At 71.6% G+C, this 11,519-nt stretch carries 13 protein-coding genes and 1 pseudogene; 10 read left to right on the top strand and 4 right to left on the bottom strand.

The features are described 5' to 3' along the window. The 7 genes from E1293_RS38055 to E1293_RS38025 all read left to right on the top strand — a co-directional run. Positions 1–661 (top strand): hypothetical protein (locus E1293_RS38055; protein WP_207939332.1); only part of this gene is annotated, 661 nt, incomplete at its 5' end. Between the two features lie 77 nt (positions 662–738). Then, complete coding sequence (locus E1293_RS38050; protein ID WP_132203478.1) at positions 739–1,449, top strand: YcnI family copper-binding membrane protein; 711 nt, start codon at positions 739–741, stop codon at positions 1,447–1,449. After that, positions 1,446–1,970 carry a copper resistance CopC family protein gene (locus E1293_RS38045; RefSeq protein ID WP_132203477.1) on the top strand — a complete coding sequence of 175 codons (525 nt, stop codon included), beginning with the start codon at positions 1,446–1,448 and terminating at the stop codon, positions 1,968–1,970. The genes E1293_RS38050 and E1293_RS38045 overlap by 4 nt, the downstream gene beginning before the upstream one ends. Before the next feature lie 70 nt (positions 1,971–2,040). Continuing rightward, positions 2,041–2,805: a group II truncated hemoglobin gene (locus tag E1293_RS38040; protein WP_132203476.1), complete on the top strand. Its 765-nt coding sequence runs from the start codon at positions 2,041–2,043 to the stop codon at positions 2,803–2,805. A gap of 131 nt (positions 2,806–2,936) precedes the next feature. Further along, the gene (locus E1293_RS38035) at positions 2,937–3,416 is read left to right on the top strand and encodes a GNAT family N-acetyltransferase (protein WP_243717177.1); all 480 of its coding nucleotides are present in this window, start codon (positions 2,937–2,939) and stop codon (positions 3,414–3,416) included. Positions 3,417–3,570: 154 nt separating this feature from the next. After that, positions 3,571–5,673, top strand: coding sequence for an MMPL family transporter (locus E1293_RS38030; RefSeq protein ID WP_132203474.1), 2,103 nt, complete (start codon positions 3,571–3,573; stop codon positions 5,671–5,673). 15 nt (positions 5,674–5,688) lie between these two features. Beyond that, complete coding sequence (locus tag E1293_RS38025) at positions 5,689–6,264, top strand: TetR/AcrR family transcriptional regulator (RefSeq protein ID WP_132203473.1); 576 nt, start codon at positions 5,689–5,691, stop codon at positions 6,262–6,264. Positions 6,265–6,266: 2 nt separating this feature from the next. On the opposite strand, the gene E1293_RS38020 is transcribed toward E1293_RS38025, so the two are convergent. Continuing rightward, positions 6,267–6,866 carry a TetR/AcrR family transcriptional regulator gene (locus E1293_RS38020; protein ID WP_243717175.1) on the bottom strand — a complete coding sequence of 200 codons (600 nt, stop codon included), beginning with the start codon at positions 6,864–6,866 and terminating at the stop codon, positions 6,267–6,269. A 114-nt stretch (positions 6,867–6,980) separates the two neighbouring features. Between E1293_RS38020 and E1293_RS38015 the strand changes: the two genes are divergently transcribed. Next, positions 6,981–7,802: an SDR family NAD(P)-dependent oxidoreductase gene (locus tag E1293_RS38015; protein WP_132203471.1), complete on the top strand. Its 822-nt coding sequence runs from the start codon at positions 6,981–6,983 to the stop codon at positions 7,800–7,802. Here E1293_RS38015 and E1293_RS38010 read toward each other — a convergent pair. After that, on the bottom strand, positions 7,780–9,252 hold the full coding sequence (locus E1293_RS38010; RefSeq protein ID WP_132203470.1) for an MFS transporter: 1,473 nt from the start codon (positions 9,250–9,252) through the stop codon (positions 7,780–7,782). The two genes, E1293_RS38015 and E1293_RS38010, sit on opposite strands and share 23 nt — an antisense overlap. Before the next feature lie 96 nt (positions 9,253–9,348). On the opposite strand from E1293_RS38010, the gene E1293_RS38005 reads away from it, so the two are divergent. After that, the gene (locus E1293_RS38005; protein ID WP_132203469.1) at positions 9,349–9,912 is read left to right on the top strand and encodes a TetR/AcrR family transcriptional regulator; all 564 of its coding nucleotides are present in this window, start codon (positions 9,349–9,351) and stop codon (positions 9,910–9,912) included. 97 nt (positions 9,913–10,009) lie between these two features. Further along, positions 10,010–10,942, top strand: coding sequence for a hypothetical protein (locus tag E1293_RS49840; RefSeq protein ID WP_243717171.1), 933 nt, complete (start codon positions 10,010–10,012; stop codon positions 10,940–10,942). An 87-nt stretch (positions 10,943–11,029) separates the two neighbouring features. Here E1293_RS49840 and E1293_RS48015 read toward each other — a convergent pair whose 3' ends face one another. Further along, the gene (locus E1293_RS48015; protein WP_165978568.1) at positions 11,030–11,170 is read right to left on the bottom strand and encodes a hypothetical protein; all 141 of its coding nucleotides are present in this window, start codon (positions 11,168–11,170) and stop codon (positions 11,030–11,032) included. A 135-nt stretch (positions 11,171–11,305) separates the two neighbouring features. Further along, a pseudogene (locus E1293_RS48010) lies at positions 11,306–11,519 on the bottom strand (phosphotransferase); the annotation flags it as partial.

The following is an 11,519-nucleotide window of genomic DNA, read 5'->3' as shown; positions in this document are numbered from 1 at the left end:
CGTCATGGCCCCGCACCCGCTGTTCCGCACCGCACGCGCGGTGGTTTTCGCCACCGTGTGCGTCACGCTGGCGACCCTCGGGCACGTCCTCGCGGGCGGGACGGCGGTTCCGGCGTGGGCGGCGATGACCGGCTTCGCCGCGGTGCTCGGCGTGACGCTGATGCTGGCGGGCCATGAGCGCTCCCTCGCCACGATCCTTGGCGGCCTCCTCGGCGGGCAGTTCGCCCTGCACACGCTGTTCACGGCCGCGATCGATCCGGTGCGGCACCACCCGCCCGCGATGCACGCCGCCATGACGGACGGTATGACGGACGGTATGGCGGGCGGCATGCACGAGCATTTCGCGGCACCGGCGGGGCACGGCGGCGGCAACGGGCTCGCGATGACGCTCGCGCACTGCGTGGCCGCGCTGGTCGCCGCCTGGTGGCTGCGGCGCGGGGAGCAAGCCACGTGGTCGCTCGCCCGCCGGATCGCCGCGGCGGCCGACCGCCCGGCCCGGCTGCTGCTGGCACTATCCGCCGTCGAACCCGCCGGGCCTGCGTCGCGTCCCTGCCGGACGGTGCCGGAGACGGCCGCGATCATGCCCATCGGCCGGGTGTTGCGGTACCAGGTCGTCCGGCGGGGTCCTCCGCCGCGTTCGAGGGCGCTCGCTCACTCCTGAGCCGGGCGCCGTACGCAACCGGACGCCGATTCCCGGCGCATCCGGTTCTTCTCGTACGACTCGAACGGAGTTCTTCCATGCCATTCCTGCTGCGCGCGCGCCGGGCCGGCGCCATCGCGTCGCTCGCCGCCGTGTCCGTGATCGGGCTGGCGACGGCCGCGTCCGCGCACGTCACCGTCAACCCCAAGACCGCCGAAAAGGGCTCCTACGCCAAGGTCTCGTTCCGGGTGCCGAACGAGCGCGACGACGCGTCCACCACCAAGATCGTCGTGCATCTGCCGGTCGACCACCCCCTCGCCTCGGTGTCGGTCCGGCCGGTGCCGGGCTGGACGGCGAAGGCGGAGAAGTCCAAGCTGCCGAAGCCGGTCAAGACCGACGGCGGCGAGCTGACCGAGGCCGTCACCACGATCACCTGGACCGGCGGGAAGGTCGAGCCCGGCCAGTTCCAGGAGTTCGACGTCTCGATGGGCCCGCTGCCGACCGACACCGACCAGCTCGTGTTCAAGGCCGACCAGACGTACTCGGGCGGCGAGGTCGTCAAGTGGGAGGAGGCTCCCGCCGAGGGCGCCGCCGAGCCGGAGCACCCGTCGCCGGTGCTGAAGCTCCTCCCGGAGGGCAGCACGGCGCAGGCCGGGCTGACCGCCGACGTGAAGCCGGCCGCCGCGACGTCGACCGCCTCGTCCGACGACGGGACGGCGCGGCTCCTCGGCGGCATCGGCATCGCCGTCGGCGTGATCGGCATCGCGGTCGGCGCGTACGGCCTGACCCGGGCGCGGAGCCGGGCATGACCCGGGCAGCGCTCCGGGCCGCCGCCGGTGTCGCGGCCGTCGCGGCGGCCCTCGCCCTGACGGCGGCCCCGGCGTCGGCGCACACCACGCTGACGGCGGCGAACCCGGCCAAGGACTCGGCGGTCGCGGCACCGTCCCAGATCGTCCTGACCTATGCGGACCCGGTCCGGCTGCCGCGCGTGGTCGTGACCGACGGGTCGCGGAAGCCGTACCAGGCGGGGACGGCCCAGGCGGTCGACAACAAGGTCACGCAGGCGGTCGGTGCGCTGCCCAACGGGAAGTACACGGTGGGCTGGCGCGTCGTGGCCTCGGACGGCCACCCGGTGGAGGGCAGCTACACCTTCACCGTGAAGGGGTCGTCGGGCGCCGCGCAGCCCGCAGCCCCGGCACCGTCCGCGACGAAGGCCGCCTCGTCGGAGGGCGGTTCGTCGGGCTGGCTCTGGATCGGCCTGATCGTGCTGGTCCTGGCGATCGCGGCGGGCGCCATTGCCTGGTTCCGCCGGACTCCCCACCAGGATTGATCTCCGGGCTTCCGGTCGGGTGATTACAGGATTACAGTGATTACCCGACCGGTCGCATCCTGGGGGCGCCATGATCGTCGAGTACATCCGCTACCGCATCGACCCGCAGGACGCGGAGGCGTTCGAGGCCGCCTACGCGCGGGCCTCCGTTCCTCTCGCCGCCGCGCCCCAGTGCGTCGACTACGAACTGTCGAGGTGCGTCGACGAGCCGTCGTCCTACATCCTGCGGATCGGCTGGACGTCCGCCGACGACCACATGCAGGGGTTCCGGGGCGGCGAGTACTTCCCGGCGTTCTTCGCCGAGATCAAGCCGTACGTGCAGCGGATCGAGGAGATGCGGCACTACGAGCGGACGCCGGTGCGGGGCGCCGGCTCGTCCGTCCCGACCATGTACGACTGGGCGGGCGGCGGCGAGGCGCTCGAACGCCTCACCGAGGTCTTCTACGGGCACGTCCTCAAGGACGACCTGCTGCGCCCCCTCTTCGAGCACATGCCGCCGGACCATCCGCACTGGGTCGCGGCCTGGCTCGGCGAGGTGTTCCGCGGCCCCGAGCGCTACAGCGGGGAGCGCGGCGGCTACCACCACATGGTGCGCCAGCACCTGGGGAAGGGCATCAGCGAGGCGCAGCGCCGCCGCTGGGTCACGCTGCTGATGGACGCGGCGGACGAGGTCGGCCTCCCCGGCGACCCCGAATTCCGCGCCGCCTTCACGTCCTACATCGAGTGGGGCACCCGCATCGCCCTCGAAAACTCCCAGCCCGGCGCGAAGCCGCCCCTCGAAGCCCCGATGCCGCACTGGGGCTGGGGCGTGGCGCCGCCCTACATCCCGTCGTAGTAGCCTGCACGGGTTCCTGCGACAAGGGAGGTTGATGAATATGGCCCGCGAGGCCCTTCGTCAGCATGCCCTTGTCCGGGCCGCATCGGTCTGAGCGCGGCCCGGTCGTCCAGCACGACCAGGAGCTTCACGTGTCTTCATCATCCGATCTGACCACCGATCGCCTCGTCCTGCGCCCGTGGACGTCCGCCGAGGTCACCGCCGTACTCTCCGGCGACCGCCGGCCCCACTGGGCGGACGACTTCCCCACCGAGGGCGACCGCGTCATCGCGGGCTTCATCGCCGAGAACCCGTCCGCGCTGGGCGCGTTCGGCCAGCGGCAGATCATCGAGCGGTCCACCGGCCTGGTGGCCGGCGCCATCGGCCTGTTCTGGCCGCCCGGCGACGGCCGCGTCGAGTTCGGCTACGGCGTCGTCGAGTCCCGCCGGGGTCGCGGCTACGCCACCGAGGCCGCCCGCGCCATCGTGGCGTTCGCCCTGACGGCACCGGGCGTCGAGGCGGTCGTCGCGACCGTGGAACTGGCCAACCCGGCGTCCGCGCGCGTCCTGGAGAACGCGGGCCTGCGCCGCGTCGAGGCCGACGCGGAGACCGCCCGCTACACCACCGTGTAACCCTGGGCCGCGCCCGGCCGCTGACATGGCCGCGCGCCTACGTGCCGCCCTCCGCGCCCACGCGGACGGCGGCACGTTCGCGTTTCCAGGACGTTGACAGATTACGCTATTTGACTAACACTTCCTATCGTCATAGCGAAAGGGAGTGAGTGTCATGGCGGTACTGCTGGCCCGGCTGGGCCGGTTCTGCTTCCGGCGGCGCCAGCTCGTCGTCCTGCTGTGGACGGGCCTGCTCGTGGCCGCCGTGTCGGGCGCGGCCGTCCTGTCGGAACCGGCGCCGGACACGTTCTCCGTCCCGGGCACCGAGGCGCAGCGGGCGAACGACCTGGTCGAGTCGCGGTTCCCGGCGGCGGGCGGGGCGGCCGCGCGGATCGTGTTCGCCGGGCCGTCGCTCACCGCCCCCGAGACCCGGGCCGCCGTCGGGCAGGCCGCCGCCCGCATCAAGGCGGCACCGGAGGTCGCCGAGGTCGGCGACCCCTACGCCGCCGTCTCGCCGGACGGCCGGACCGCCTTCGCCGAGATCGCCTACCGCGTCCCCGCCTACGAACTGACCGACGCCGACCGGGAGGCGCTCCATGAGGCGGCCACCGTCCCCGGCGTGCGCGTGGAGCTGAGCGGCGACGCGGTGGCGCCGCCCGGCGAGGGCGCCGGGGAACTGCTCGGCGTCGCGGCCGCGGCGATCGTCCTGCTCGTCGCGCTCGGGTCCGTCGTGGCCGCCGGGCTGCCGCTGCTCACGGCCGCCACCGGGATCGGCATCGGCGTGTCGGTGATCACCGCGATGTCCGCGTTCACCGAGCTCAACTCCGACACCCCGGCCCTCGCGCTCATGCTCGGCCTCGCCGTCGCGATCGACTACGCCCTGTTCGTCATCTCCCGCTACCGCCAGGAGGTCCTGGACGGACGCGAGCCCGCCGACGCGGCCGGGCGGGCGGCGGGCACCGCCGGATCCGCCGTCGTGTTCGCCGGCCTGACGGTCGTCATCGCGCTGGCCGGACTCGCGGTCGTGGACATCCCCGTCCTCACCCAGCTCGGCCTGGCCGCCGCGTTCACCGTGACCGTCGCGGTGCTCGTCGCGCTGACGCTCCTGCCCGCGCTGCTCGGATTCGCGGGCCGCCGGGCCCTGGCGCGACGCCGTCCCTCCGCCTCGTGGGGACACCGCTGGGGGCGGCTCGTCACGTCCCATCCCGTCATGGTGCTGCTGCTGGCCATCGCCGGGCTGCTCGTCGCGGCGACTCCCGCGCTCGGACTCCGGCTCGGGCTCCCCGACGACGGCACCGCCCCGCCCGAGACGACCCAGCGCCAGGCATACGACCTGCTCGCAAAGGGTTTCGGCCCCGGAATCAACGGCCCCCTGACCCTCGTCGTCCAGGCTCCCCGCGACGCGTTGGCCGCCGCGGAACGCGTCGCGCACGAGGTCAAGCCCCTGGACGGCGTCGCCGCTGTCGCGCCACCCGTCCTCAACCCGGCCGGCGACACGGCACTGGTCAGCGTCGTCCCCGGAAGCGGCCCCACCAGCGAAGCCACCGAGGACCTCATCCACACGATCCGCGACCGCTTCCGCGCCCGCGACGGCCTCACGGTCGCGGTGACCGGGCAGACCGCGATCGACATCGACACGTCCGAGAAGCTCGCGGGCGCGCTCGTCCCCTACCTCGCGGTCGTCGTCGGCCTAGCGTTCCTCCTGCTCACCGTCGTGTTCCGGTCGATCCTGGTGCCGCTGAAGGCGACGCTCGGCTTCCTGCTCAGCGTCGCGGCCACGTTCGGAGCGGTCGTCGCCGTGTTCCAGTGGGGGTGGCTGAACGGCCCGCTCGGCGTCCACTCGTCCGGCGTCATCGTGAACCTGCTGCCGGTCATGCTGATCGGCATGGTGTTCGGGCTGGCCATGGACTACCAGGTCTTCCTCGTCACCCGGATGCGCGAGGAGCACGTCCGCGGCGCCGCCCCCACCGACGCCGCCGTCGCCGGCCTCGCGCACGGCGCCCGCGTCGTCACCGCCGCCGCCATCATCATGATCAGCGTGTTCGCGGGGTTCCTGCTGTCGGCGACCCCGATGGTGCAGTCGTTCGGCTTCGCCCTCGCCGCCGCCGTGCTCTTCGACGCGTTCCTCGTCCGCCTGACGATCGTCCCGGCCGTGATGGCGCTGCTCGGACGCGCCGGCTGGTGGCTCCCCACCCGCCTCGGCCGCGTCCTCCCGCACGTGGACGTCGAGGGCGACGGCCTCCGCGACCGGACGCCGGTAGGCTCCCTCTCGGACTGAGCCAAAGGTGGGGTGATGGCGCCGAAGCAGGGCCTGCGGGAGCTGAAGAAGGCGAGGACCCGGGCCGCGATCCAGAAGGAGGCCCTGCGCCTGTTCCGCGAACGCGGCTACGAGGCGACCACCGTCGAGCAGGTCGCGCAGGCCGCCGAGGTCGCCCACACCACCGTCTTCCGCTACTTCCCCACCAAGGAAGACCTGGTCATCAGCGACGAGGCCGACCCGCTGGTCTTCGCGTCGCTGCGGGCGCAGCCGCCGGACCTGACCCCGCTCCAGGCCCTCCGCGCCGCGCTGCGCGACGTCCTCGGCTCCTTCACGCCGGATGACCTGGCCGCGGGGCACGACCGGACCGTCCTGATCCTGTCCGTCCCGGCGCTCCGCGGCGTGGCCTTCGGCAACTTCATCGACACCATGCGCACCGTGACCGTCATCCTCGCCGACCGGACCGGCCGCCCCGAGGACGACGTCCGCACCCTGACCGGCGCGGCCTTCGGCATCATGCTCGACCTGATGCTCCGCTGGTCGGACGACCCGGCCCTGAATCTCCCCGAAGCCCTGGACAAGGCCCTGGCCACCCTCGACCCCGCCCAGTGAGCTCAGGGCGCGAAGGCTCGGAGGACGGTCGCGACCAGCGCGTCCGCGTACTGCGGTGTCAGCGGGCCGGCCCGGTGCAGCCAGCGTTGGTAGAGCGGGGCGTACAGCACCTCTAGTACCAGGTCGAGGTCGGCGTCCGCGGCCAGCTGGCCCGCCCGCTGGGCACTGCGCAGCCGTTCCTTCTTGGCCTCGTCGACGGGCCCGGCCAGCTTCTCGCGGTAGGCGTCCGCCAGTGCGGGATCGGCGATGATCTCCAAATTGAGCGCCCTGATGGGCGCCTCGAACGCCGGGTCGGCGAACTCGGCGACGGTCGCCCGCATGACGGCCTTGAGATCGGCCCCCAAGTCGCCGGTGTCGGGCAGCCGGATGCCCTCCTCGCCCTCGCCCTCGCTGAGCTCCAGGAACGAGTCGAAGATGACCGCGCCCTTGGACGGCCACCAGCGGTAGATCGTCTGCTTGCCCACGCCCGCGCGGGCCGCGATGGCCTCGATCGACACCTTGGCGTACCCGACCTCGGAGACCAGCTCGCGCGCGGCACCGAGGACAGCCCGCCGCGACCGCTCACTGCGCCGCGCGGGGTTCGGCTTTCTGGGATCGGACACGTCGGGGAGCATAACACCAAACGAGACGAGACGGTCCGTCTTGACACAGGGCACGGCCTCACGCATACTCCACCTAACGAGACGGACCGTATCGTCTCATCTAAGGAGCCACACATGACAACCGGCCGAGTCTGGTTCATCACCGGCGCGTCGAGGGGCCTGGGCAGGGCGTTCACCGAGGCGGCGCTCAACGCCGGCGACCGGGTCGTGGCCGCCGCACGCGACCTCACCCCACTCGCCGATCTAGCCACCACGCACCCGGACCGTCTCGTACGGCTGACGCTGGACGTCACCGACCGCGCCTCGGTCCAGAAGGCGGTGGACGAGGCATGGGCGGCGTTCGGACGCCTCGACGTCGTGGTCAACAACGCCGGCGCGATGCTGCTCGGCATGGTCGAGGAGGCGAGCGAGGAGCAGATCCGCGCCCAGTTCGACGTCAACTTCTTCGGGGCCGTCTGGGTGGCGCAGGCCGTCGTGCCGCATCTGCGCGCACAGGGCTCAGGCCACATCCTGCAGGTCACGACGATGGGGACGGGCGGCGGGTTCGCGTCCGCCGGCTTCTACGCCGCGAGCAAATCGGCGCTCGACTCGCTGAGCCAGGCCCTCGCCATGGAGGTGGCCCCGTTCGGGATCAAGGTGACGATCGTCCAGCCGGGCGGGTATGGCACCGACCTGTTCACGCGCGGCACCACCACGACCGAACCGCTCCCCGAGTACGAGCCGCTGCGCACCCAACTGGCCGAGATGTGGGGCGAGGACGCCGGCCCGTCCCCGGACACGGCGGCCCCAGTGCTCACGGAACTGGTCGACCTGCCGGACCCGCCGCTGCGCCTGATCGTCGGCAGCGCGTCCTACGACCTCGTCCAGCAGATGGACGAGGCCCGCACGGCCGAATACCGCACCTGGGAGCACCTCAGCCGCAAGGCCCCCGGCTGACCCGCCCGGGGATCGGGGTGGTGGCGAGGCGTTGGCCGTTGCGGGTGGCGGCGGCCTTGGCCCAGTTGCTGGTGGAGGTGACGCCGAGGGCGAGCACGGCGAGGCCGCAGCCTCCGATGACGACCCAGGCGGGGTGGCTTGAGCGGACGAACCCGGCGTTGGTGGTGGCCACGATCGAGCCGGTGACGGCGACGCCGATGGCGCTGCCGAACTGGCGGGCGCTGGCGGCGAGCGCTCCGGCGACGCCGACCTGGTCGAGTGGCATTCCGGAGACGGCGGTGTGGCTGACCGGCGGGCTGATCATGCCCGCGCCGAGGCCGAAGACGGCGTAGGCGAGCAGTAGGTGGACGTTGTCGGTGTGCGCGGTCAGGGTGACGAGGAGGAAGGCGCCGGTGGCCAGGAGCGCACCGCCCAGCGTGAGGGGGAGGCGGTCTCTTCGGGCGGCGACGAGTCGCCCGGAGAGGTTGGCGGCGACGGCCTGGCCCACGGCCATCGGGATGATCATCACTCCGGCGTGCAGCGGACTGTAGCCGCGGATGTCCTGGAGGTAGAGGGTGTTGAGGAACAGGAATCCGCCCAGGCCGGCCGTCATCATCAGCGAGATCAGGTTCGCGCCGGCGAACGGAGGACTGCGGAAGTACCGCAGGTCGATCAGCGGCTCGGATCGTCGCGGTTCGATGATGAGGATCCCGATGAGGGCCACGACGGCGAGCGCGATGAGCCCGATGATCCAGGGGTCCGCCCAGCCGTGGCGGGGGCCCTCGATCGTCGCGGCGATGATCGAGGCGAACAGGACGACGATCAGCGCCTGGCCGAACGGGTCGAACGTGCGGGCCCGGGTGGCCTTGGACTCGGGGACGAACGTGCGGGCGAGCGCGAAGGCGGCGATCCCGATCGGGACGCTGATCCAGAACACCGACCGCCAGTCGGTGCCGCTGACCAGCAGGCCGCCGAGCACGGGCCCGGCCGCCATGGTGATCCCGATCGCCGATCCCCACACACCGATCGCTCGTGCTCTCTCGCCGCGGTCGGTGAACACGCTGACGATGATCGACATCGCGACCGGGTTGAGCATCGAGCCGCCCACCGCCTGCACGCCGACGAAGGCGATCAGCCATCCCACGCCGGGTGCCAGGCCGCACAGCAGGGAGCCGAGGGAGAACAACGCCAGCCCGAGCTGGAAGATCCGCTTGCGGCCGAAGCGGTCGGCCATCGAGCCGGACGGCATCAGCAGGCAGGCCATGACCAGGGAGTAGGTCGAGACCGTCCACTGCAGGCTGCTGAGCGAGGCGTGCAGGTCCCTGCTGATCGACGGGAGCGCCACGTTGACGATGGTGAGGTTGATGCCGGTCACGCCCACGCTGAGGCAGCAGATCGCCAGCACCAGCCGGCGGTGGACGGGACGCGGCGTCGGACCGGGCCGGTCGGCAGGGGCGTTCGACGTGCTCATGGTGGATCCTTGGACCGAGGCGATAGAGTCTCCGCAGAAACGGAGAGGGTGTTCAGATAATACGAACACCCTGTTCACTTACGCAAGGACGCCCGCATGACCGACCATCCGCCGTCGCCCTCGAAGCGGGCCGACGCGGTCCGCAACCGCCAGCGGATCATGGACGCCGCCCGCGCCGCCTTCGCCGCGACCGGGCCCGAGACATCGATGGCCGAGGTCGCCCGGAGATCCGGGGTCAGCCCCGCGACCCTGTACCGCAACTTCGAGAGCCGCCACGAACTCCTGGAAGCACTCCTGGTCGACGAGGTCGACGAGGTCTGCGCCACCGCCGCGACAGTCGAGGGCGACAGCCCGGCGGAACGCCTCGCGACCTGGCTCCGCCGGTTCTTCCAATACGTCACCACCAAGCGGCCGGTCGTCATCGCGCTGGTCGAGCACACCGACACCAGCAACCCCGTCTTCGACACCCGTGGCCGGATGCTCACCGCCGGCCGGCCACTGCTCACCGCCGCCCAGGACGCACACCAGATCGACCCCGGACTCGATCTCGACCAGATCCTCGACATGGTCGTCGCCATCGCGAAGATCCCCGGCACCCCCCAGTACCGACAGCCGATCCTCGACGCGGCCCTCGCCGGACTACGCAGACGCCCTACCTGACCGGCGTGACAGGATCGGTCGCGTGGACCGTGCCGCCGACGCTGAGCCCAGTGGAGAACTCACGCGCATTCGGGGACTGGCATTACCGTCCCTCCTCGTGAAATTGCTGGAGACAGGGCAATGGCGGAATCCGGGCGACGACGTGCTGCGCCAGATCATGCCTTGGTTCGATGACCCCCTGGACTTCCTCATCGACTACGACGAGATACGCAGGGAGTCACGGTTTCTACTGACAGACGATGAGGCCGCCGCAACAATGTTCCGGCTCAAGCGGGGCAGGACCGCCACCGCCCCCGTGGAATTGCCTTGGCTGGACGTCGATCTGGCCTTCCTTATCGCCACCAACCGGCATGCTGGTGATGACGTTGCGATCGCTCTGGACTATCGCACCAGCACGTCCGATCCCCGCGTGGTCGCCAGCGACCTCTTCACCGACCCGCGCCAATACGCATGGCGCACCGTCACACCGACCTTCTCGGCCTTCGCCGCGGCGCTGAACCTCCTGGGCCCACGCGAATACCGCTACGTCGGCCCCGCCGACATCTTCGACCAGGCGCGGCCGGACCGCCGCGGGCATCCGATCACTTCGCACGACGACCTCTCCGCCTGGCTGACCCGGCAGACCGCGCAGGACCCAGAAGAGCCCTTCACCTACGTCATCGACCTCGCCGGGACGTTGCGCCTCGCACCGCAACGCAGCGAGCACGTCGCCTGCGCGGGCCGCGAACCGGTACTGGGCGCGGGCGAGATCAGCTTCGCCTCAAGCCGCGGCACCTGGACGGTCACTGAGATCAGCAACCAGTCGACCGGCTACTGCCCTGACCCGTCCTCCTGGCCGGCCGTAGCGGCCGCCCTCGACCGAGCCGGCCTTGACCATCCTCCTGAGTTCACCCACCCGATCGTGTTCCGGCGCTGTAGCCAATGCCGCCAACGCAACATCGTCAAAGACGACAACTACGTCTGCGCCGTCTGCGGGAACTCCCTGCCCACCACCTGGAACATGGACAGCCCAGGGACCCCCTTGCCCTGAGCCGCACGGCACCCCGCCGTCCAGCGCTGAGGACGATTGGCTTGCCGTCGTGGGCGACGCCGAAGGTGTATTGGCGGGACGTGCGGCTCAGAAGCCGCGGGTCGGGAGGACGCCTTCGAGTGGTTCGGGGATGGTCAGGTCGTCGCCGAGCGTGGCCGAGGTGCTGTGGGCGTAGCCCCGGCGTTTCGACCCGCGGTCGCGCTCGGCCCCTTTGCGGCCGGAGGTCACCTACAGGACCAGCACCACCCATCGGGCTTGCTGTGCCAGTCCCGTCCGGCGAATGTGCCCTCGGGGGCGGCGATCCCGTCCGGAACGTACTCGCCCTCGGCGCCGATCAGCGGCGCGCTGCTGCGCTCCGGGCCCCTAGAAGCCGTGCTGGTGCCCCAGCAGGCGTTGCGCGTGTTCTCGGACGTGGGGGGCCAGAGCGGCGTGGACGGGGTCGCGGTCGGCGGCCTGTAGGAGGATGGCCGCGACCGTGAGTTCGGCGAGTCGCCCTTCGCGTGTTGCCAGGACGTTGGCGAAGACGGCGCGGACGCGGGTCGCCAGTTCTGGGATGGGGAGTGTGTAGGCGTGGAGG

It is taken from the genome of Actinomadura darangshiensis, assembly GCF_004349235.1.
GTDB lineage: Bacteria > Actinomycetota > Actinomycetes > Streptosporangiales > Streptosporangiaceae > Spirillospora > Spirillospora darangshiensis.
Note: the sequence above shows the minus strand (reverse complement) of the source record. Positions and strands in the feature narration are given on the sequence as shown.